General features: G+C 63.7%; 19 protein-coding genes and 1 pseudogene. 3 read left to right on the top strand and 17 right to left on the bottom strand.

Annotated elements, in window-relative coordinates:
- Nucleotides 1–12: 12 nt before the first annotated feature.
- The 11 genes and pseudogenes from nuoI to AQZ50_RS05505 all read right to left on the bottom strand — a co-directional run bounded on the left by nuoI (nt 13) and on the right by AQZ50_RS05505 (nt 10,266).
- Nucleotides 13–498 (bottom strand): NADH-quinone oxidoreductase subunit NuoI, encoded by a 486-nt coding sequence (gene nuoI, locus AQZ50_RS05455; protein ID WP_067743578.1) that lies wholly within the window; start codon nt 496–498, stop codon nt 13–15.
- On the bottom strand, nt 495–1,541 hold the full coding sequence (nuoH, locus tag AQZ50_RS05460) for an NADH-quinone oxidoreductase subunit NuoH (protein ID WP_067743581.1): 1,047 nt from the start codon (nt 1,539–1,541) through the stop codon (nt 495–497). The genes nuoI and nuoH overlap by 4 nt, the downstream gene beginning before the upstream one ends.
- Nucleotides 1,538–3,544, bottom strand: a complete 2,007-nt coding sequence (gene nuoG / locus AQZ50_RS05465) for an NADH-quinone oxidoreductase subunit NuoG (RefSeq protein WP_067743583.1) — start codon at nt 3,542–3,544, stop codon at nt 1,538–1,540. The genes nuoH and nuoG overlap by 4 nt, the downstream gene beginning before the upstream one ends.
- Nucleotides 3,544–4,836, bottom strand: coding sequence for an NADH-quinone oxidoreductase subunit NuoF (nuoF, locus tag AQZ50_RS05470; protein ID WP_067743586.1), 1,293 nt, complete (start codon nt 4,834–4,836; stop codon nt 3,544–3,546). The genes nuoG and nuoF overlap by 1 nt, the downstream gene beginning before the upstream one ends.
- Before the next feature lie 3 nt (nt 4,837–4,839).
- On the bottom strand, nt 4,840–5,508 hold the full coding sequence (locus AQZ50_RS05475) for a complex I 24 kDa subunit family protein (protein ID WP_067743589.1): 669 nt from the start codon (nt 5,506–5,508) through the stop codon (nt 4,840–4,842).
- Nucleotides 5,509–5,553: 45 nt separating this feature from the next.
- Nucleotides 5,554–5,760 (bottom strand): hypothetical protein, encoded by a 207-nt coding sequence (locus AQZ50_RS05480; RefSeq protein WP_067743592.1) that lies wholly within the window; start codon nt 5,758–5,760, stop codon nt 5,554–5,556.
- Nucleotides 5,757–6,968: an NADH-quinone oxidoreductase subunit D gene (locus AQZ50_RS05485; RefSeq protein ID WP_067743594.1), complete on the bottom strand. Its 1,212-nt coding sequence runs from the start codon at nt 6,966–6,968 to the stop codon at nt 5,757–5,759. The genes AQZ50_RS05480 and AQZ50_RS05485 overlap by 4 nt, the downstream gene beginning before the upstream one ends.
- A gap of 14 nt (nt 6,969–6,982) precedes the next feature.
- A pseudogene (locus AQZ50_RS05490) lies at nt 6,983–7,597 on the bottom strand (NADH-quinone oxidoreductase subunit C); the annotation flags it as partial.
- Between the two features lie 14 nt (nt 7,598–7,611).
- Nucleotides 7,612–8,163, bottom strand: a complete 552-nt coding sequence (locus AQZ50_RS05495; RefSeq protein ID WP_067743604.1) for a NuoB/complex I 20 kDa subunit family protein — start codon at nt 8,161–8,163, stop codon at nt 7,612–7,614.
- Complete coding sequence (locus AQZ50_RS05500; protein WP_067743607.1) at nt 8,160–8,546, bottom strand: NADH-quinone oxidoreductase subunit A; 387 nt, start codon at nt 8,544–8,546, stop codon at nt 8,160–8,162. The genes AQZ50_RS05495 and AQZ50_RS05500 overlap by 4 nt, the downstream gene beginning before the upstream one ends.
- Nucleotides 8,547–8,811: 265 nt before the next feature.
- Nucleotides 8,812–10,266: a coniferyl aldehyde dehydrogenase gene (locus AQZ50_RS05505; protein WP_067743945.1), complete on the bottom strand. Its 1,455-nt coding sequence runs from the start codon at nt 10,264–10,266 to the stop codon at nt 8,812–8,814.
- A gap of 281 nt (nt 10,267–10,547) precedes the next feature.
- Between AQZ50_RS05505 and AQZ50_RS05510 the strand changes: the two genes are divergently transcribed.
- Nucleotides 10,548–11,744: an acetyl-CoA C-acyltransferase gene (locus AQZ50_RS05510; RefSeq protein ID WP_067743609.1), complete on the top strand. Its 1,197-nt coding sequence runs from the start codon at nt 10,548–10,550 to the stop codon at nt 11,742–11,744.
- A 58-nt stretch (nt 11,745–11,802) separates the two neighbouring features.
- Here the strand turns inward: AQZ50_RS05510 and AQZ50_RS05515 are convergent, their stop codons facing one another.
- Nucleotides 11,803–12,342 carry an SH3 domain-containing protein gene (locus tag AQZ50_RS05515; protein ID WP_231730120.1) on the bottom strand — a complete coding sequence of 180 codons (540 nt, stop codon included), beginning with the start codon at nt 12,340–12,342 and terminating at the stop codon, nt 11,803–11,805.
- 119 nt (nt 12,343–12,461) lie between these two features.
- Here AQZ50_RS05515 and AQZ50_RS05520 point away from each other — a divergent pair, with 119 nt between their 5' ends.
- Both AQZ50_RS05520 and AQZ50_RS05525 read left to right on the top strand, forming a co-directional pair.
- The gene (locus tag AQZ50_RS05520; protein ID WP_067743611.1) at nt 12,462–13,493 is read left to right on the top strand and encodes a 2-hydroxyacid dehydrogenase; all 1,032 of its coding nucleotides are present in this window, start codon (nt 12,462–12,464) and stop codon (nt 13,491–13,493) included.
- A 173-nt stretch (nt 13,494–13,666) separates the two neighbouring features.
- Nucleotides 13,667–14,947 (top strand): ammonium transporter, encoded by a 1,281-nt coding sequence (locus AQZ50_RS05525; RefSeq protein WP_067743951.1) that lies wholly within the window; start codon nt 13,667–13,669, stop codon nt 14,945–14,947.
- Between the two features lie 66 nt (nt 14,948–15,013).
- Here AQZ50_RS05525 and AQZ50_RS05530 read toward each other — a convergent pair whose 3' ends face one another.
- The 5 genes from AQZ50_RS05530 to AQZ50_RS05550 form a co-directional block, all read right to left on the bottom strand.
- Nucleotides 15,014–16,423, bottom strand: a complete 1,410-nt coding sequence (locus AQZ50_RS05530; RefSeq protein ID WP_067743613.1) for an NAD(P)H-dependent flavin oxidoreductase — start codon at nt 16,421–16,423, stop codon at nt 15,014–15,016.
- Nucleotides 16,424–16,631: 208 nt separating this feature from the next.
- Nucleotides 16,632–17,759 carry a peptide chain release factor 2 gene (gene prfB / locus AQZ50_RS05535; protein WP_067743616.1) on the bottom strand — a complete coding sequence of 376 codons (1,128 nt, stop codon included), beginning with the start codon at nt 17,757–17,759 and terminating at the stop codon, nt 16,632–16,634.
- Nucleotides 17,760–17,891: 132 nt separating this feature from the next.
- On the bottom strand, nt 17,892–18,443 hold the full coding sequence (locus AQZ50_RS05540; protein WP_067743619.1) for a peroxiredoxin: 552 nt from the start codon (nt 18,441–18,443) through the stop codon (nt 17,892–17,894).
- Nucleotides 18,444–18,534: 91 nt separating this feature from the next.
- Complete coding sequence (locus tag AQZ50_RS05545) at nt 18,535–21,078, bottom strand: penicillin-binding protein 1A (protein ID WP_067743622.1); 2,544 nt, start codon at nt 21,076–21,078, stop codon at nt 18,535–18,537.
- 62 nt (nt 21,079–21,140) lie between these two features.
- Nucleotides 21,141–22,061, bottom strand: coding sequence for an N-acetylmuramoyl-L-alanine amidase family protein (locus AQZ50_RS05550; RefSeq protein ID WP_156427229.1), 921 nt, complete (start codon nt 22,059–22,061; stop codon nt 21,141–21,143).
- Nucleotides 22,062–22,222 lie beyond the last annotated feature (161 nt).

Consider the following 22,222-nt stretch of genomic DNA (forward strand, 5'->3'; position numbering starts at 1 on the left):
ACTTAGGCCCCCTTACCGGTACGGTGCATCGGCTTCGAGATTGGCAGCGATCGCTCGCTCCCACTTGTCGCCGTTGGCGAGCAGCTTGGCCTTGTCATAAAGCAGCTCCTCGCGGGTTTCGGTGGCGTATTCGAAGTTCGGCCCTTCGACGACCGCATCGACCGGGCAGGCTTCCTGGCAAAAGCCGCAGAAGATGCATTTGGTCATGTCGATGTCATAGCGTGTCGTGCGGCGCGAACCGTCGTCACGGGGCTCGGCCTCGATCGTGATCGCCTGCGCCGGGCAGACCGCTTCGCACAGCTTGCACGCGATGCAGCGCTCTTCACCGTTGGGATAGCGACGCAGCGCATGTTCACCGCGAAAACGCGGGGAAATCGGGCTCTTTTCGTAAGGGTAGTTAACGGTCGCCTTGGGCTTGAAGAAATACTTCAAGGTCAGCCAGTGCGCCTTGACGAACTCCCACAGGGTGAAGCTCTTGACGAGTTGCGCGGCGGTCATGCGAAATGTCCGATCAGCATCAGGTAGCCGCTGACGAGGAAGACGAACAGCAGCGAGAGCGGCAGGAAGATTTTCCAGCCAAGGCGCATCAACTGGTCATAGCGATACCGGGGAACGGTCGCCTTGACCCAGCTGAACACGAAAAAGCCAAACAGGATCTTGAGGATCAACCAGATCAGCCCGGGCACGAGATAGAGCGGCGCCCAGTTGAACGGCGGCAGATACCCGCCCCAGAACAACGTTGCATTGAGCGCGCACATCAGCAGCACGTTGGCATATTCGCCAAGCCAGTAGAGCGCGAAAGCCATCGACGAATATTCGGTCTGATAGCCGGCGACCAGTTCGCTTTCCGCTTCGGTCAGGTCGAACGGCGCGCGTTGCGTTTCGGCCATCGACGAGATCAGGAACATGACCCAGACCGGAAACAGCAGCGGGCTGCACCAGAAACCGTTGATCACGCCAAAGCCGAAGCCCTTTTGCGCCTCGACGATCACGCCGAGATTGAAGCTGCCGGCCCAGAGCACGACGCAGATCAGGATGAAACCGATCGAGACTTCATAGCTGATCATCTGCGCCGAAGCGCGCATCGCCGAAAAGAACGGATACTTCGAATTCGACGCCCATCCGGCAATGACGATGCCGTAAACCCCTAGCGAGGAGATCGCGAGGATATAGAGCAGCCCGACATTGATATCGGCGAGCATGGCACCATGCGCGAAGGGGATCACCGCCCAGGCAAGCAATGCCACGGTAAACGTGATGATCGGCGCGATCAGGAACAGCGTCTTGTTGGCCGCGGCAGGAATGATCGTTTCCTGCAGAAAGACCTTGAGACCATCGGCAAACGACTGAAGCAGGCCGAACGGGCCAACCACGTTGGGCCCGCGACGCAGCGCCATCGCCGCCCAGATCTTGCGGTCGGCATAGATCACCATCGCCACCGCCAGCATCACCGGCAGCGCGATCAGCAGGATCTCGATGATCGTGGCCAGCGTCCAGGCCCACCCGAAGGGCAGACCAAGTCCTTGAAGAAACGGGGTCATTCCGCGGCCTCCGCCTGAATTTTGCCGTGAATCAATTCGGCCGAGCAGCGCTGCAATGTCGGGCTGGCGCGACCGATCGCGTTGGTCAGATAGCGATCCTTGACCGGATAGCCGATCACGCCCGAAGCATGCGCCCCAGCAGGCGCCGCCGGGATGTCGCCATAAGGCGCGAGCCCTTCGACACCGAGCGAGGGCACCTCGGCGATCATCGCGGCGCGCAATTCGTCAAAGCTGTCAAAGCCGACCGAAACGCCCAGGGCATCGGCGAGCGCGCGCAGGATCGACCAGTCTTCACGCGCGTCGCCGGGCGCAAAGACTGCTTTTTCCGCATATTGCACACGGCCCTCGGTATTGACGTAAGTGCCGTCCTTTTCGCTGAACGCGGCAGCCGGCAGGATCACGTCGGCGAGATGCGCCGCCTTGTCGCCGTGATGGCCGATGTGCACGATCATCGAATTGGCGAACTTGGCAAAGTCGACTTCGTCGGCACCGAGCGAGATCAGCAGCTTGGGCTGCGCGGCAACGAGATCGGCGATCCCGCCCTTCTGCGCAAAACCGAGCATCAGCCCGCCCATCCGCGCCGCAGCGAAGTGCAGCACGTTAAAGCCGCTCCACCCTTCGCGGACCAGATTGAAGCGCGCCGAAAAGGCAAGACCCGCTTCGAGACCGCCCTTGGCCAGCGCGCCGCCGCCGATGATGATCGCGGGGCGTGCCGCATTGGCAAACACCGAGGCCACGTCTTCGGGCAAGGCGTCGATCGCCCCGGCATCGTCGCCCAGATGCGTCGCGGCATAAGTCGGTTCCCACCAGGGCCCGATGATATAGACTTTGGCGCCCTTTTTGACGGCCTTGCGCAACCGGGGGTTGAGCAGCGGCGCCTCGTCGCGGACGTGGCTGCCGTAAATCAGGATTGCATCGGCATCCTCGATCCCGGCCAGCGTCGTGTTGAACGCGAGCACCGCGAGATTCGAGGTGTCATAGGCAAGGCCGGTCTGACGCCCTTCGAGCAAAGTCGAACCGAGCGCGGCAGCGAGCTTTTTGGCGGCAAACTGGGTTTCGCAATCGACCATGTCGCCCGCGATCACCGCAACCGAAGATCCCGGTTTGATCTTGCCGACCGCAGCCAGCGCTTCAGCCCACGTCGCTGCCTGAAGCTTGCCGTCGAGGCGCAGCCAGGGGCGATCGAGCCGGCGGTGAGTCAGCCCATCGACGAGGAAACGGGCGCGATCGGCCAGCCATTCCTCGTTCACGTCGTCATTCACACGGGGCAGGATGCGCAGAACTTCACGACCGCGCGAATCCAGCCGGATATTGGCCCCGATCGCGTCGGACACGTCGATCGACAGCGTCTTCTTCAATTCCCACGGCCGCGCTTCGAATTCATAGGGACGGCTGGTCAGCGCACCGACCGGGCACAGATCGATGACATTGGCCGACAGCTCGTGCTTCGCGGCCTTTTCCAGATAGGTCGAGATCTGGGTCTTTTCGCCGCGATAAAGCGCGCCGATTTCATCGACCCCGGCCACTTCCTCGCTGAACCGCACACAGCGCGTGCAGTGAATGCAGCGGGTCATCACCGTCTTGATCAGCGGGCCCATGTTCTTCTGCGTGACCGCGCGCTTTTCTTCGTGATAGCGCGAACCGCCACGGCCATAGGCCACCGACTGATCCTGAAGATCGCATTCGCCGCCCTGATCGCAAATCGGGCAATCGAGCGGGTGGTTGATGAGCAGGAACTCCATCACCCCTTCGCGCGCCTTCTTGACCATTTCGCTGTCGGTGCGGATTTCCTGGCCTTCGCTGGCCGGAAGCGCGCACGACGCCTGCGGCTTGGGCGGCCCGGGCTTCACCTCGACCAGACACATGCGGCAATTGCCGGCAATCGACAGGCGCTCATGATAACAGAAGCGGGGGATTTCCTTGCCGGCGAGCTCGCAGGCCTGGAGCACGGTGGCCCCGGCCGGAACTTCGAGTTCGACGCCGTCTACTTTGACCTTGGGCATTATTCGGCAGCCTCCCGAAGCGCACCTCTTTCGAGGATGCGGCGTTCGATCTCGGGGCGGAAATGGCGGATCAGGCCCTGGATCGGCCAGGCCGCCGCGTCACCCAGCGCACAGATCGTATGACCTTCGACCTGCTTGGTGACATTGAACAGCATGTCGATTTCCTCGACTTCGGCATCGCCCGTGCGCAGGCGCTCCATGACGCGCCACATCCAGCCGGTGCCTTCGCGGCAAGGCGTGCACTGACCACAGCTTTCATGCATGTAGAAGTGCGAAAGCCGCGCGATCGCCCGGACGATGTCCGTCGACTTGTCCATGACGATGACCGCCGCCGTGCCGAGGCCCGAGCCCAGCGCGCGCAGTCCGTCAAAGTCCATCGGCGCATCCATGATCTGCTCGGCCGGAACCAGCGGCACCGAAGACCCGCCGGGGATCACCGCGAGCAGATTGTCCCATCCGCCGCGAATGCCGCCGCAATGGCGCTCGATCAGCTCGCGAAACGGGATCCCCATTTCTTCTTCGACCACGCAGGGCTTTTCGACATGCCCCGAGATCTGGAAGAGCTTGGTGCCCTTGTTGTTGTCGCGCCCAAACGAGGAAAACCACGCCGCGCCGCGACGCAGGATGGTCGGAGCCACCGCGATCGATTCGACGTTGTTGACCGTGGTCGGGCAGCCATAAAGCCCGGCGCCTGCCGGAAACGGCGGCTTGAGCCGCGGCTGGCCCTTCTTGCCTTCGAGGCTTTCGATCATCGCGGTCTCTTCGCCGCAGATATAGGCGCCCGCGCCGCGATGGACGAAGACGTCAAAATCATAGCCCGAACCCGCAGCGTTGCGACCGACAAGACCCGCATCATAGGCTTCGCGCACGGCCGCAAACAGCGTTTCGGCTTCGCGGATATATTCGCCGCGAATATAGATATAGGCCGCGCGCGCACCCATCGCAAAACCGGCAAGCAGCGCGCCTTCGATCAGCTTGTGCGGATCGTGGCGGATGATTTCGCGGTCCTTGCACGAGCCAGGCTCGGATTCGTCGGCGTTGATGACCAGAAAGCTGGGCCGTCCATCGCGCGATTCCTTGGGCATGAAGGACCACTTCATGCCGGTCGGGAAGCCCGCGCCTCCGCGCCCGCGCAACCCCGAATCCTTCATTTCCTGAATGATCGCGTCACGCCCGCGTTCGAGCAGAGCCTTGGTATTGTCCCAATCGCCGCGCGCTTGCGCCGCAGCCAGATTCCACGGCTGAAAGCCGTAAAGATTGGTGAAGATGCGATCTTTGTCGAGCAGAGCCATGACTTACCACTCCCCTCGATAATCGTGGTTCCCGGTCACCATCGCCGTCAGCGAGGTGGCCCCGCCCAACGGTTCGACCGTGTGACGCCCCGGCGCTTGCGTGCCGGTCTTGGGCTGACGGCCTGCCGCGAGTTCGTCGAGAATGTGTGTCACGCTTTCGGCGGTCAGATCTTCGTAGTTATCGTCGTTGATCTGAACCATCGGGGCCGAAGCGCAGTTGCCCATGCATTCGACTTCGGTCAGCGTGAACACGCCGTCCGCCGTGGTGTGGCCCTTTTTCAGACCGCGCGCCTTGCACGCCGCCAGAATGTCGTCCGACCCGCGCAGCATGCACGGCGTCGTGCCGCAGACCTGAACGTGGAACCGGCCGATCGGCGCGATGTTGTACATCGTGTAGAACGTCGCGACTTCGAGCACGCGGATGACCGGCATGTCGAGATAGGTCGCGACATATTCGATCACCGGCAGCGGCAACCAGCCTTGCGTGTTCTCTTCGGCGCCGACCTGACGCTGCGCGAGATCGAGCAACGGCATGACCGCGCTGCGCTGACGCCCGGCAGGATAGCGCGCAACGATTTCGATCGCCTTGGCGGCATTGTCGCCGGTCCAGGCAAACTGACCCCAGCGCGCGCGCAGTTCGGGGCTATCGGGTTCGGGATGACGGTCGGCCATCTCAGGCAATGTCCTTGATAATAAAGGCAGGTGTACCGATCATGATCAACGCCCCGCCCGTTTCAACCAGAGCCCCTGGCCCCACTGTACCAGTTCATAGCCGGCGACCATGGCGAGCAGCATGGGCATCCACGCCGGCGTCGGCGAGCCTTTCCAGGTGGCAAGCAGGAACACGCCGGCCGTGGCCAGCCCGACGAGGCAGGCCACGATCGACACATGCCGCAAGAGGCCAGGGCGCGACGGCGCGCTCACCGGTCGCACTCCCCGAACACCACGTCGATGGCGCCCAGAATGGCGGTCGCGTCGGGCAGCATGTGACCCTTCGACATGAAGTCCATCGCCTGCAGATGCGAAAACGCGGTCGGGCGGATCTTGCAGCGATAGGGCTTGTTGCTGCCGTCGCTGACCAGATAGACGCCGAATTCGCCCTTGGGGCTTTCGGTGGCGACGTAGACTTCGCCCGCCGGAACGTGAAAGCCTTCGGTGTAGAGCTTGAAGTGATGGATCAGCGATTCCATCGAGCTCTTCATCTCTCCGCGCTTGGGCGGCGAGACCTTGCGGTCCGACGAAGCGATCGGGCCTTCGGGCATGTCTGCCAGACACTGTTTCATGATGCGGGCCGACTGGCGCACTTCCTCGACGCGGACCATGAACCGGTCATAGCAGTCGGAATTGGTGCCGACCGGAATTTCGAAATCCATCCGGTCATAGACATCATAGGGCTGCGCCTTGCGCAGATCCCAGGGAATGCCCGCAGCGCGGATCATCGGACCCGAAAAGCCCCAGGCCAGCGCGTCTTCCTTGCTGACCAGAGCAATGTCGACATTGCGCTGTTTGAAGATGCGGTTGTCGACGACCAGGCTCATCGCGTCTTCGAACAATTCGGGCAGGCGCGTATCGAGCCATTCGCCGATGTCGGTCAGCAGCTTGAGCGGCACGTCCTGATGCACGCCGCCGGGGCGGAACCAGGCCGAATGCATCCGCGCGCCCGAAGCGCGTTCAAAAAACGTCAGACAGTCTTCGCGGATCTCGAACATCCACAAGTTCGGCGTCATCGCGCCGACGTCCATGACGTGGCTGCCGAGATTGAGCATGTGATTGCAGATGCGCGTCAGTTCGGCAAACAGCACGCGCAGATACTGCGCGCGGATCGGCACTTCGACATTGAGCATCTTTTCGATCGCCAGCACGTAGGAATATTCCATGGCCAGCGGCGAACAGTAATCAAGCCGGTCGAAGTACGGCAACGCCTGAAGATAGGTCTTGTACTCGATCAGCTTTTCGGTGCCGCGATGCAGCAGGCCGACATGCGGATCGATGCGTTCGATGATTTCGCCGTCAAGCTCCATCACCATGCGCAAGACCCCGTGCGCCGCAGGGTGCTGCGGGCCGAAGTTGATGGTGTAGTTGCTGATGACTTCATCGCCGGTCGTCGGCGACTGTTCGAGAGTAAAGCTCATGCCTTCTCTCCCTGTGCCTTTTCATCGCCGGGCAGCACGTAATGCGGCCCTTCCCACGGACTGGTGTAATCGAACTGGCGAAGATCCTGCGCCAGGCGCACCGGTTCGTAGACCACGCGCTTGTCCTCTTCGGAATAGCGCAGTTCGACATAGCCGGTCAGTGGGAAGTCCTTGCGGAACGGATGCCCCTGAAAGCCATAGTCGGTGAGAATGCGGCGCAGATCGGTGTTGCCTGCAAACAGCACGCCGAACATGTCGTAGACTTCGCGTTCGTACCAGCCGGCATTGGGCCACAGCGTCGTCACCGTCGGCACCGGAGTCGCTTCGTCGGTCGAAACCTTGACGATCAGGCGCAAGTTGCGCGTGACCGACAGCAGGCAATAGACGACTTCGAAGCGCTCGGCCCGGTCGGGATAATCGACACCGGCGATGTCCATCAACTGCTGAAACGATTCCTCGTCGCGGATCGTGCGCAGCACGTCTTCGACCTGATCGCGCACGACCGTCAGAACGATTTCGCCATGTTCTTCGCGCGAGGCGACGACCGCATCGCCAAGCCGCGCGAGAAGTCCGTCGAGCACACCGTCAAACGAGGCGTAACGCGGTGCGGAGTGGAGCACGTGTGCCATCCCTTGCCCCTTTCTCAGCGCGCCAGCGTGCCGGCGCGGCGGATTTTCCGCTGCAACTGCATCACGCCATAGAGCAGTGCCTCGGCAGTCGGCGGGCAACCGGGGACATAGATGTCGACCGGCACGATGCGATCGCAACCGCGCACCACCGAATAGCTGTAATGGTAATAGCCGCCGCCATTGGCGCAACTGCCCATCGAGATGACGTACTTGGGGTCCGACATCTGGTCATAGACCTTGCGCAGCGCGGGGGCCATCTTGTTGCACAGCGTACCGGCCACGATCATCACGTCGGACTGACGCGGAGAAGCGCGCGGGGCAACGCCGAAACGCTCCATGTCATAACGCGGCATGTTGACGTGGATCATCTCGACCGCGCAGCAGGCGAGGCCGAATGTCATCCACCACAACGAGCCGGTACGAGCCCATTGAAACAATTCCTCGGTCGACGTGACAAGGAAACCCTTGTCCGACACTTCGGCATTGAGGCTGTCGAAAAACGCCTGATCGGGCGCGATGAGGTTCGCGCCGCCAACGGGCACGGGAGAGGTCGCCATGTCGTTCATTCCCAGTCCAGCGCCCCTTTCTTCCAGGCATAGATGAATCCGATGACCAGTTCGAACAGGAACAGCATCATCGTCGTCCAGCCTGTCCATTGCGTCTGTTTCAGGCTGACCGCCCAGGGAAACAGGAACGCGGCCTCCAGATCGAAGACGATGAACAGGATCGCCACGAGATAGAAACGCACGTCGAACTGGCTGCGCGGATCTTCGAACGCGGGGAAACCGCATTCATATTCCGACAGCTTTTCGGGATCAGGATTGTGCGTACCGGTCAGGCGCGATGCACCGATCGGCAGGAAAACGAAGGCAGCAGAAAGCGCCAGCGCAATTCCGAGGAAAATGAGGATCGGCAGGTAACCTGCCAGATAGGATGTTTGGTCGACCAAGGGGCTGACTCGCCTTTTTAAGTCTGTGCCCCGGCCCCTAGTCCCGCCTCGGCCCCGGCGCAAGTGGTTGGCATTGCATATTTGCCGGCTTGCCCCATCCTTTTTGGGCAGTGCAACATGGCAAAATGATCAATTTTCGGCTGATTTCCGTGACGTTGCGGGCATTCGCACGGTAAAGTGGCAATCCGCACCGACCATGGTCGACGGTCGCACGATTGCGCCGATCGACCATGCGCGTGCATCGATTGCATGTTGGATCATGCCGCTATTTCAACTGCATCTTCAACGTGCGCTGCGTTGCCTTGCCATAAGGCGGCATCAGCCCGGCAAGCCCGGCGACATTGATCGCCGGCTGACGATAGACCGCGCGCGCGTGGCTGAAACTGCGAAAACCCTCGATACCGTGATAGCTGCCCATGCCCGACGGCCCGACCCCGCCAAACGGCAAGTCATCGGCCGAGACATGGAAGATCACGTCATTGACCGTGACCCCGCCCGAGATCGTGCGCGTGAGCACGCGTTCGCGTTCGCGCGAATCCTCGCCGAAGTAATAGAGGCCGAGCGGGCGGTCGTGCGCGTTGACATAATCGATCGCCTCATCGACCCCGCGATAGGTCATGACCGGCAGGATGGGACCGAATATCTCGTCCTGCATGACCTTCATGTCGTCGTTGACGCCCTTCAGGATGGTCAGCGGCAGCTTGTTGCCGTTGGTCGAGGCAAAGTCTTCGCCGCCGGGATTGACCACGATCGCCTCGGCACCCTTGTCCACCGCGTCTTCGACCAGTCCGACCAGCCGGTCGCGATGGCGGCGATTGATCACCGACGTATAGTCGTCATTGGACAGCAGCGTCGGATACATCGCCGCAACGCTCGCTTCGATCGCGCCGATCGCGCGGTCGGCCATGTCCTCGGGCACCATCATATAGTCGGGCGCGAGGCAGATCTGCCCGGCATTCATCATCTTGCCGAGCGCAATCCGCTGCGCAGCGCGCTGAATATCGGCGCTTCGGCCCAGGATCGTCGGCGATTTTCCACCGAGTTCAAGCGTCGTCGGAACCAGGTTTTCCGCCGCCGCCCGCAAGACATGGCGCCCCACGCCCGTCGCGCCGGTAAACAGCAGATGATCGAACGCAAGACCGCAGAACGCCTGCCCGACTTCGGGCCCGCCTTCGATCACGGCGACTTCGTCTTGTGCGAAATAGCGCGACAGGACGTCTGCCAGCAGCGCGGACGTCGCCTCGGTGAATTCGCTCGGCTTGATCAGGGCCCGGTTGCCTGCGGCAAAGACTTGCGCCAGCGGCGCCAGAGTCAGCCCGATCGGGAAATTCCACGGCGAAACGATGCCGATGACGCCCTTGGGTTCATGGCGCACTTCGGCCCTCGCCCCGAGCAGTCCCAGCGGAAACATCGTTCCGCGCCGCTCGGGCCGGGTCCAGCGCGACAGGTTCTTTTCGCAATAGCGCACCAGACTGAGCGAGGGCATCACGTCGGTCAGCATCGACTGTTCATGGCTGCGATGGCCGAAATCCTCGCTCATGGCGCGAGCGAATGCCGCCCCATGCTCCTTGAGCACCGTGGCCAGCCGCGCCAACCGGTCGCGGCGCACGCTCAACGCCTCGGGCCGCGCCTCGACAAAGGCGCGCTTCTGCCGCTCGAGCAGCGCCTGCATCGCTGCGGGGGTGTTGCCGGCCCCGGTCTCGTTCACTGCGCCTGCCATGTTCTTCTCCCCGTTTTTCTGCGGCGAATCGGCCGCCACGCGGTCGCTGCCGCAATTGCATTTCCGGATTGTCTCCGGGCCGTAGCGTCAACACAGCCTGAAACGGCCAAAACCCGCCTTTTCCCGGCGAGTTTACGCCTCGTCTGCGGCTTGGCAACCGATCCTCGCGTGGTGCAGCGCAACATTTTCGCGGCCGGGCGCCCCTTCGTCGAATTGCAAAGAGCGGCCCGGGGCACTAGATGCAGACACAGCAGAACAGACACGAGCAGAGGAACTTTCTCATGGCCCAGTTTTCCGCCGCCGATCCGGTCGTCATCCTCTCTTATGCGCGCACACCGATGGGCGCGATGCAAGGCGCGCTGGCCGATGTCTCGGCCACCGACCTCGGCGCCACTGCGGTCAAGGCCGCCGTCGCCCGCTCGGGCGTTGCCGGTGACAAGTTCGATCGCGTTTACATGGGCTGCGTCCTGCCCGCCGGGCTCGGCCAGGCGCCCGCACGCCAGGCCGCGATCAAGGCCGGACTGCCCACCTCGGTTCAGGCAACCACGGTCAACAAGGTTTGCGGCTCGGGCATGCAGACGCTGATCATGGGCGCCGAAGCGCTGGCATCGGGTTCGGTCGACTATGTCGTGTCGGGCGGCATGGAATCGATGACCAACGCGCCCTACATTTTGAAAAAACACCGTTCGGGCGCACGCATCGGCCATGACATCGCTTATGACCACATGTTCCTCGACGGTCTCGAAGACGCGTATGAAGCCGGTCGCGCGATGGGCACTTTTGCCCAGGAAACGGCCGACGCCTATCAACTGACCCGCGAGGCGCAGGACGCCTATGCAATCGAATCGCTGCACCGCGCCAAGAGTGCGATCGCCGACGGTCGCTTTGTCGATGAAATCGCACCCGTCACGGTGAAATCGCGCGCCGGCGAAACGATCGTCGACACCGACGAAGCGCCGGGCAAGGGCAAGCCGGACAAGATCCCGACGCTCAAGCCCGCCTTTGCCAAGGACGGCACGATCACCGCGGCGACATCGTCATCGATCTCCGACGGCGCGGCTGCGCTCGTCTTGACCCGCCAGTCGGTGGCCACGGCGGAAGGGCTGACTCCGGTCGCCCAGGTCATCGCCCTGGCCGCGCATGCTCAGGAACCCAAGGATTTCACCACCGCTCCGGTCGGCGCCATCAAAAAGCTGCTCGCCCGTGCCGGCTGGTCGATCGACGATGTCGACTTGTTCGAAGTCAACGAAGCCTTTGCCTGCGTCGCGATGTTCGCGATGCACGACCTCGGCATCCCGCATGACAAGGTCAACGTCAACGGCGGCGCGACCGCGCTCGGCCACCCGATCGGCGCTTCGGGCGCACGCATCATCACCACGCTGATCAGCGCCTTGAAGGCGCGCGGGCTCAAGAAGGGCGTGGCCAGCCTGTGCATCGGCGGCGGCGAAGCCACTGCCGTGGCGATTGAACTGGTCTGATTGACTTGAAACGGGGGGTTTTGCCGACCGGCGAAACCCCTCACCGTTCGGCGCACGATCAGGGCTTGGCCGCGCCCCACAGCGCGGATTCCCGAACGAAGCCCTGCCGGCCATCGATGTCGACCTTGCACCAGCCGACATTGCAGTCACCGGTCAGCCGGGCAATCACGCCGGGCTCTGCGCGCCACAACATGCGGCCCGATCCATCGCGATTTTCGCGGATCTCGGCGATTGCATCACGCACCATCGCGGTATGCGCCTTGCGTGAAACGAACTGGGTCAGCATCCAGCCGCGCGCGCCATCGGGATCTTCGACCAGAACCCAGCCGCCCATTTCGCGCAACACCTTGAGCGGCAATCCGGCGCGGACATAGATCCAGTTGATGCGATAATCGCGCCCCGGCCCGACGCGCATGTTGGTCTGGCTGTTGCGAAGCGACACCCAATAGGAACTTGCCTCGCTGTCGGCGGCGTGCGCCGCATGAGGCCGCACGTCAAACACCATGGCCACCAGCCCGAGCGCCAGCGCGCCCGCAGCCGCCAAACCAAACGCTCTCGAGAGCGGTGTCGTGTCCTTCATCCGCAACGGCATCGGCATCGGCGATACACCATCATGCGCGAAGGGCAAGGCGCCGCCGCACCACAAGCGGTGGACATTTCCCGACGTCTGCCCCCGGACACTTGACCCCTGCCCCACCGCCGGACTAGCGATAGGCCATGCCGAGCCACACGCCCAGCGTTACCCCGCCTGTCGAAACTCGCCGCGTGGCGGGCAAGCCCCGCGTCGTCGTCACCCGGCGGCTGCTGCCCGAGACCGAGGCACGCATGGCCGAATTGTTCGACGTCGTGCTCAATCGCGACGATCACGCATTGAGCCGCGACGAACTGATCGCCGCGATGGCTGATGCCGACGTATTGGTGCCGACCGTCACCGACACGATCGACGCCGACCTGATCGCGCTGGCACCGCCCCGGCTGCGGCTGATTGCCAATTTCGGCGCAGGCATCGACCATATCGACCTCCTTGCCGCGCGCGCGCGCAAGATCATGGTGACCAACACGCCGGGCGTGTTCACCGACGATACCGCCGACATGACGCTCGCGCTGATCCTGTCGGTCGCCCGGCGGCTGAATTACGGCGGGCGCCTCTTGCGCAGCGGGCAATGGCATGGCTGGTCGCCCTCGACTCTGCTCGGCCATCGCCTTGGCGGGCGCGTGCTGGGGATCGTCGGCATGGGCCGGATCGGCCAGGCGGTTGCACACCGCGCGCGGGCCTTTGGCATGCCGATCGTCTATCACAACCGCCATCGCGTGCCCGAAGCGCTCGAAACCATGCTCGGCGCGCGGTACGAACCCGATCTCGACGCGCTATTGACGGCAACCGACATCCTGACGCTGCATTGCCCGGCGACGCCCGAAACGCTTCATCTGATCGACGCGCGGCGGATCGCACTGATGAAGCCCGGCGCCTTTATCATCAATACCGCGCGCGGGACGATCGTCGAGGAAGAAGCGATGATCCAGGCGCTCGGCTCGGGCCATCTCGGCGGCGCCGGACTCGACGTGTTCGAACACGAACCGCTGGTCGACCAACGCCTGCGCGATCATCACAACGTCGCCATCCTGCCGCACATGGGCAGCGCCACGGTCGAAGGACGCATCGCCTCGGGCGACAAGGTCATCGCCAACATCCGCTTTTGGGTCGACGGCCACCGTCCGCCCGATCAGGTGCTGGAAGGCTGGGCCTGAGAGACAGGGGGCCAGATTGCTAGTGGTCCGTTAAGCATGGGCGAGGCATAAGGCCTGCGAATGACCCCACGGTCTTGGCAGGGACAGGCATGCGGATTTCGAACGCGATCAGGATTTGGCTGCGCAGGATCGGATTGGCCAAAATCGGATTAGCCAGTATCGGTTTGCGTTGGATGGCGGGGCTGCTGGCTTTCGCCCCTTCGCTCGCGCATGCACAAGTCGATGGCGGCGATGCGGTCGACAGCGGTGATACCGCCTTCGTGCTCGGCATGGCCCTGCTTGCGCTGGCCTTGATCCTGCCGGGCATCATCCTCCATCATGGCGGGCGATTGCGGGCAAAAGCCTTCGCCGCGACGGCAACCGAAGTCGGCGCCATTGCCGCGATCGTCACACTGGCGTGGGTCGCGGTCGGTTATACGCTCGGGTTTGGCAACGTCACCAGCGGCTGGCTGGGCAGCGGCAATGCCTGGATGCTGCTCGATCTTGCCAATGTGCGCGGATCGAGCGCTGTGCCCGAAACCGCCTTCGTGCTGTTGCAACTGGGTTTTGCCGTGCTCGCCGCGACGCTTTTGACCGGGGCATGGGCCGAACGCGGAAACATCGCCTGGATCGTTCCCTTTGCGGGGCTGTGGAGCCTGGTCGTCTATGCCCCGCTGGCCCATTGGATCCGGGGCGGCGGCTGGCTGGAAACGCGGCTTGGCACCGTCGATTTCGGCGGCGCGCTGGTGGTCCATGGCTGTGTCGGGATATCGGCACTGGTCATCACGTTGCTGATGGGGCGGCGCGCGCGGTTGACCGGAGCCGATGGTCCGCACGGGTCGGCACCGGGGCTGGCGCTGGCCGGGACCGGCATGGTGTGGGCCGCGTTGCTGGCCCTGACCGCCGGGGCAACACTGGCCGCCAGCGATGATGCCGCAACCGCCTTGATCAATGCGCAAGTTGCCGCCGCCGCAGGAGCGTTGACCTGGCTGCTCGCCGATACGCTGGCCAGTGGCAAAGCCCATCCGTTCAGCCTCGCACGGGGGGCACTGGCAGGCCTGATTGCGGCAAGCGCGGCCGCCAATGCCATCGCCCCGGGCACGGCGATGCTGGCCGGGCTGGCCGGTGCGCTGGTCGGCTGGATCGCGGCGCGCCTGATCCGGGCGAGCGGGATCGACGACGCGGTCGACCTTGTCGCGGTCCATGGCTTCGGCGGGCTGGCCGGCGCCATGCTCGCCGCGCCGCTGATCGCCGGAACGCTGGGCGGGACCGGCTATGCCCCCGGCATGGGCCCGCTGCGCCAGGTCATCGCCCAGGCGATGGGCGTGGGCGTGGTCGTGGCATGGAGCGCCATCGGCACTGCGATCGTCGCGCTGATGGTCGCCATGATCGTGCCGATGCGCATCAGCGAAGCCGCCGAGATCGACGGCGCCGATCAGGCAAACCACGGCGTTTCAAGCCGGGATTGCGAATAGGTCCAACACCTCCCCCAGCGCGCCCCGCGCATTTTTTGGGGGCGCGTTTTGGGGAGGCGCCGTTGATCAGTCGCCGGTCAGGATGCGATCGACCAGTTGCTTCACCGTCGGGGTGAAGCCGTTCGAATAGAACGGATCCTGCTTGAAGCGATAGGCGGCGTGCCCTGCAAACATCAGGTTCTGGTCAATGTCGCCGCCATGCGCGATGTCCTGCAGCGTCTTTTGAATGCAGAAGCTGCGCGGATCGGCGAGACGGCCGGTCGAATAGTCGTCGTGATCCTTCCACGACGAAAAACCGCAATGCGACAGACAGCCCATGCAATCGGCCTGATCCTTGCGGATCGCGTCGCGTTCTTGCGCAGAAACAAACACCACGGTGTCATCGGGCGTGCGCAGCGCGTGTTCGAAACCTTGCGCCGCCCATTCGCGCGCGCGGCCCAGATCGGTCGGCGTCACCCAGAAATTCTTGCCGCGCACGCCGACGTCAAGCTGCACGGTGTGTTCGCCTGCCGAGACGCGCGAATAGGGGATCTGCCGCTCGCTGCGCGCTTCGAGACTGCGCAGAAACGGATTGCGCACCGCCGAGGAATAAAAGCCGGTCGGCGAAAAACGATGGAGCAGGACGTCGCCCGGATCGAGCGTGCGCAGGCGATCCTTCCACTCTTGCGGAATCGGGCTTTCCGCCGTCAGCAAGGGGCGCGTGCCGAACTGGAACGCAATCGAGCCCAGCTCGGGATTGCCGATCCAGTCGTTCCATTCGCGCAGGAACCACACGCCGCCGGCCATGATGATCGGCACATCGTCCGACACGCCTTCGGCGCGCATCGTGTCGCGCAGCGCCTTGACGCGGGGATAGGGATCTTCGGGCTTGCGCGGGTCTTCCGCGTTGGACAGGCCGTTGTGCCCCCCGGCCAGCCAGGGGTCTTCATAGACCACCGCCGCCATCAGGTGCGCGACCTTGTGATAGGCGCGTTTCCACAGCGCACGAAAGGCGCGGCCCGAAGACACGATCGGCAGGTAATTGACATTGAACCGCGCCGCGATTTCCGACAGCTTGTAAGGCATGCCCGCGCCGCAGGTGACGCCTGTGACAAGGCCCTTGGTGCGTTCGAGCACGCCTTCGAGCACGGCTTGCGCCCCGCCCATTTCCCACAGCACGTTGATATTGATCGCACCATGACCGCCCGCGATGTCATGCGCGCGGTGCACCTGTTCGACCGCGCCGTCGATGGCATAGCGGATCAGTTGTTCGTGCCGTTCGCGGCGGGTCAGTTGCGGATAGAGCTGGGGTACGATCTTCCCCTCGGGATCGTAGCTGTCGGCGTTGACCGCGCTGACCGTGCCGATACCGCCCGCCGCAGCCCAGGCGCCCGAACTGGCGTGATTGGTGGCGGCAACCCCCTTGCCCCCCTCGATCAACGGCCAGACTTCACGACCGCCATAAAGGATCGGCTTCAAACCTTTGAAAACAGACATATTACACTTTCAGACCTGACAACCGGCTCATTCGTGTCGCCACGCCAGCCATCGATAGCAACCCCCACGGCCCCCCAACCGGGCCGCCTGTAGCTCTCAGGTTAGGCGCAATTGCACCAAAGCGGAAGAGCATTGCCCTGAAATTACCGCCGGGACATCACCGTTGGGCAATCGGCAAAATCAGCGACTTCGCTCGCCTGCCCCTCGGTCAATCGTCATCCTCGACCGCAACCTTTTCGCCGGTCACCCGCTGCGACAGCGCCGCCGCCATGAACGGATCGAGCGCGCCGTCGAGCACTTCGCCCGGGTTGGTCGAGACGACCCCGGTGCGCAGATCCTTCACCTGCTGATAGGGTTGCAGCACGTAGGAACGGATCTGGTGCCCCCAGCCGATCTCGGTCTTGGAGGCATATTCGCCGCTGGCCACCGCTTCGCGCTTGGCCAGTTCCGCTTCATAGAGCCGCGCGCGCAACATCCCCATCGCCGTGGCGCGGTTCTTGTGCTGGCTGCGGTCGGATTGGCTGGCGACGATGATCCCGCTCGGAATGTGGGTAATGCGCACCGCCGAATCGGTGGTGTTGACGTGCTGCCCGCCAGCGCCGGAGGCACGATAGGTATCCATTTTCAGGTCGGCGGGGTTGATCTCGATATCGATATTGTCGTCGATTTCGGGATAGACCCAGACCGAGCTGAACGACGTATGGCGCCGCGCCGAGCTGTCATAAGGGCTGATCCGCACGAGCCGGTGCACGCCGCTTTCGGTCTTGGCATAGCCATAGGCGTTTTCGCCCTTGATCAGCAGCGTCGCGCTCTTGATCCCGGCGGCTTCGCCCGCGTGATAGTCGACCAGTTCGACCTTGTAGCCATGCCGTTCGCCCCAGCGCGTATACATGCGCTGCAGCATTTCGGCCCAGTCCTGGCTTTCGGTGCCGCCCGCGCCCGCATGGACTTCGAGGAAGGCATTGTTGGCGTCGGCTTCACCGGCAAGCAAGGCCTGCACTTTGTCGGCATCGGCACGCGCGGCCAGCCGGCTGAGCGTTTCGAGCCCTTCGGCCACGATCGCGTCATCGCCTTCGGCTTCGCCCAGTTCGATGAATTCGACGGCATCGGCCATTTCCTGACCGATCTGGTTCACCGTGCCGATCGAGGCTTCGAGCCGCCGACGTTCGCGCATGACCGCTTCGGCCTGCTTGGGATCGTCCCACAGCTTCGGATCCTCGACTCGCGCATTCAGCTCGTCGAGCCGCCGCACCGCGCGATCCCAGTCGAGAAACTTGCGGACCAGCGCGAGCGCGCGTTCGATGCGGTCGATATGGGCCTGCCCTTCGGCACGCATGACTTTTCCACTCCATCGCCCCGGTGCGCAAGACAGCGCACCGCATTACAAAAACGACAAGCTGCGCCGCTTAACGAAGCGACGCAGCTTGTAAAGCCGCTTCTGGCCCTGCCTGCCGGTGGGGCCGGGCCGTCAATGTTCCTTGTTGAGCATTTTCACCAGTGCGAGCGTCTGTTCGACATGGCTGTGCCAGTCCATATCGGTATGGGCAAAGGCAATGCGGCCGTCGGGTGTGATCACATAGCTGGTGCGGCTCGCCAATCCGGTGTTCTTGCCGTCGGCGACGAGCGCGACGTCATAGGCCTTGATCACCTCCGGGCTGGCGCTGGCGACGGTAAACTTGTCCCGGCATTCCATTGTCGAGAACTTCTGCAGCGACTCGATCGAATCGTTCGACATGCCGACCACGGTTGCCCCGGCCTTGGCGAAATCGGCGCTGGCCTCGGCAAAGGCGTGCGCTTCGAGCGTGCAGCCGGGGGTAAATGCCTTGGGATAGAAATAGAGAACCACCGCCCCCTTGGCGAGCAGCGCCTTGAGCGAGACGGGCAACGGCTTTCCGCCGAGCGCCCCTTGTGTGGTGAAATCGGGCGCGGTTGCCCCCACGGCCAGTTCGGCGTGAGCGGCAAGCGGGGCCAGGGCGAGCGAAAGCGCGGCAGCGGCCGCAGCAAGGCGATGTGGGATCATGACGCAGACGATACCACAGCCGCGCGCGCTCTCAAGCGGCAAGACGTCCTGCCCAAATCAAGCGCACGCCCCGATCGATAGCCCACCTTGATCAATAGACCGTGCCCTGCTCCTCGACGGCATCGCCATCGCTCGAGCCGATCGCCCCGGCGCCGTAGCGCGCGGCATAAGCCTTGCGCAACGCATCGAGCACCGCCTCGCGCGTCGAGACTTGAAGATCGCGGCTGGTGCGGCGCGGCTCGCTGTCGGGCTTGAACGCTTCCCAGATCACCCCGGCCTTGGGATCGCGATCGGCCGGCGTGCCTTCGAACACGCGCTTGCCCGAAACACGGTCGATCTTGACCAGCCGGATGCCTTCGGGCGCAGTGAACGGAATCGCATGCCATTGGTCGCGCGTGGCCTGGACGAATTGTTTGAAGATCGGCGCGGCGATCCGCCCGCCTTGCGCATAGCCGCCCAGACTGCGCGGCTGATCATAGCCCATGTAGATCCCGGCGATGATGCGCGGGCTGCCGCCGACGAACCAGACATTGGTCGGCCCCGACGTCGTGCCGGTCTTGCCGAACAGCGGCAAATCGAGATCGCGCAGACTGGCCGCCGTACCGCGCACGACCACGCCTTCGAGCATGTGTACCACCTGATAGGCCGTGCGCGCGTCGAGCGCCTGGCGTCCGGTCGGTTTGAAGCGCGGCATCGGCTTGCCGTCCCACTGTGCCATGTTGCACGTGTCGCACGTCCGCTTGTCGGCGCGGAAAATCACTTTGCCGTTGCGGTCCTGGACAAAGTCGATGAGCGTCTGGTCATGCAGCCGGCCATGATCGGCAAGCGCGCCATAGGCATTGACCATGCGTGAGACGGTGGTGTCGCCCGCGCCCAGCGCCATCGACAGATAGGCGGGATAGGCGCCGATCCCGACCGTCTTGATCGTGCGCACGACTTTGTCCATGCCGACATCGTTGGCGATCCGCACGGTCATCAGGTTGCGCGATTGTTCGAGGCCCCAGCGCATGGTGTGGCTGCCGCCGCCGCCTTCGTCGCCAAAGTTCTTGAAGCATTTCTGCCCCAGTGCCGCGCCCTGATAGACGCAGAACGTGCCGTCGAGGACGATCGAGGTCGGCGTCATGCCGTTATCGAGCGCGGTGGCATAGACAAACGGCTTGATGGTCGAGCCGGGCTGACGATTGGCCTGGGTCGCGCGATTGAACGAGCCGAGATGCGCATCGAACCCGCCCTGCATGGCAAGTACGCGCCCGTCTTCGGGGTCTTGCACGACCATGCCGCCCGACACTTCGGGAATGACCCGCAAGGCCCAGTCGGCGCCGCTTGGCGCAACCGCGACGACATCGCCGGGCTTTACCCCGTCGGCCAGGCCGAACACGCGCCCCGTGCTGCCATCGGCAAAGCCGATGCGCCCCGCCGAGCCTGCCTTTTCGAGAATCGCCCCGACGCGCCAGTCGAGATACCTGATCGCAATATTGCTGCCGATCAGCTGCCCCTGCCACTGCGCCGGATCGACCGTCGCGATCGGCCCGTGCCAGCCGCGACCGGCGGCATAGCGCATGAGACCGGCACGCAACGAATCCTGCGCGGCGGTCTGCAACCGCGTATCGAGCGAGGTGCGCACCCAGAGCCCGCCGGCATAGACGCTGTTGGCGCCATCATCTGCGTTTTCGCCGAATGTGTCGATCAACTGGCGCCGCACTTCTTCAAGGAAATAGCCAGCATCGCTGGTGTAATTGTCGGCGCGGCGCTGAACGAGGCCAAGCGGCTGCGCCTTGGCCTCATCGGCCTGGGCGCGTGTGACATAGCCGTTCTTGACCATCTGATCGAGCACCCAGTTGCGCCGCGACAGAGCCTTGTCGACGGATTTCGCGCGGCCATAGGTCTCGGGCGCCTTGGGCAGAATGGCGAGGAAGGCGGCCTCGTTGAGCTTGAGATCGCCGACGTCCTTGTCGAAATAGGCTCGGGCAGCGGCCTGCACGCCAAAGCTCTGCCGCCCGAGCGGGATCTCGTTGAGATAGAGCTCCAGAATCTGCTGCTTGGTCAGCACGGATTCGATGCGCAGCGCCAGGACCATTTCCTTGAGCTTGCGCGTGACCGAATATTCGTTTCCGATCAGAAGGTTCTTGGCAACCTGCTGGGTAATCGTCGATCCGCCCCGCGCACGCGACCCGGTGCCGAACTTGGTCGCATAATCGACCACGGCGCCCGCCAGCCCCGTCACATCGACGCCGTGATGCTGAAAGAACGATTTGTCTTCGGCCGAGAGGAACGCGCCGATCAGCGTCGGCGGAAAATCGACGTAGCGCAGTTGCACCCGCCGTTCGCGCGCATAGGACGAGACGATCTCGCCATTGTCGCCGCGCACCATCGTCGGCAAAGGCGGCTGATACGTCAGCAACTTGTCGGCGCCGGGCAAGCCACGGATAAACGTGAACCAGGCCACGCCGTAAAGCAGCGCCAGCACCACCACCACGATGCCCAGGCGACGCGGCCACCCCTTTGCCGTCAACGCGTGCCAGACACGGGCCGGCCAGCCCGACCCGTAACGGCGAATGCGATAGGTCACGGGCTCAGCGCCAGAGGAAGGCGTGTCCTGGGGCGGCGTGTCGTCGGGCGGGGTATCGTTGGCCATCGTGCCGGGGCTTTAGAGCACGATGCGCGTTTTGGAAATCGCACAAGTTGCGCGCGGCTGCATCATGCCCCGCCCCCACCGGCCAGAAAGATCTCGATCGCATGGGCCACAGCCCTGCCGAACCCGTCGCGCCAGGGCCGCGACGTCATGGCGCGAACATCGGCGGGATTGCTGACATAGCCCGCTTCGAGCAGCGCAGAGGGCAAATCGAGCGATTTCAGCACGACAAATGCCGCCTGTTGCAGCGGGACATCGCGAAACCGCATATGCCCTTCGCCTTCGCGCCGGATCAGCGCGGCAAAATCCTGCGAATTGCGCCGCATGCGCTGTTGCGACAAGTCGACAAGAAATTGCGAGACGGCATCGTCCTTGCCGTCAAGCGAGACGCCGTTGATCGTATCGACGCGGTTTTCGCGCGCCGCCACCGCGTCGGCGAGCGCGCCGGAGCCCGTATCCGACAGCGTATAGACCGTTGCCCCCGCCGCGTCCGGCGCATCGGCCGCATCAGCGTGGATCGACAGGAACACGTCGGCATGAAGCCGCCGGGCCATCCCGGACCGTTCCGACAAGGCGAGAAAGCGGTCGTCGCTGCGCGTCAGGGCCACGCGCACATGCCCATCCGCCAACAGCGCATCGCGCACGGCCAAAGCCAGCGCCAGCGTCAGCGTCTTTTCATGTTCGCCGCCCGGCCCGCTGGCCCCGGGATCGTGCCCGCCATGCCCGGCATCGATCACCACCAGCGGACGGCTGGCATCGGCAGGCCCTTCGACCGGCGGCAGCCCGATTGCGCCCCGGCCATCGGGCAGTGCAATCCGCACGACATAGGCCGGCATGCCGCCGCGCCCCGCGATTTCAAACCGCAGCCATGCCCCAAGCACCGCCAGCGTCAGGGCAAAACCGGCCATGATCGCGCCGGCCCAAAGCAAGCGCACCCAATCGCCGCTGCGCCGCGCCCCCCTGTCATTGCGTGCCGACACATCCATCTGGCAACCGTGATCTTTGCGCTTGTGGCCTCGTTCGGCCGGTTCCATCCCGATTTGCCATTAACCCTTCCGGAGAGCCTTGCGCCAGCCCATTGCCCAAACCACCCTAAAAAAAGCGGCCGCCCACAAAAAAAGCCGCCGATCCGGCTAAAAAGGCGCAA

The sequence above is a fragment of the Novosphingobium sp. Fuku2-ISO-50 genome (genome assembly GCF_001519055.1).
Classification (GTDB): domain Bacteria; phylum Pseudomonadota; class Alphaproteobacteria; order Sphingomonadales; family Sphingomonadaceae; genus Novosphingobium.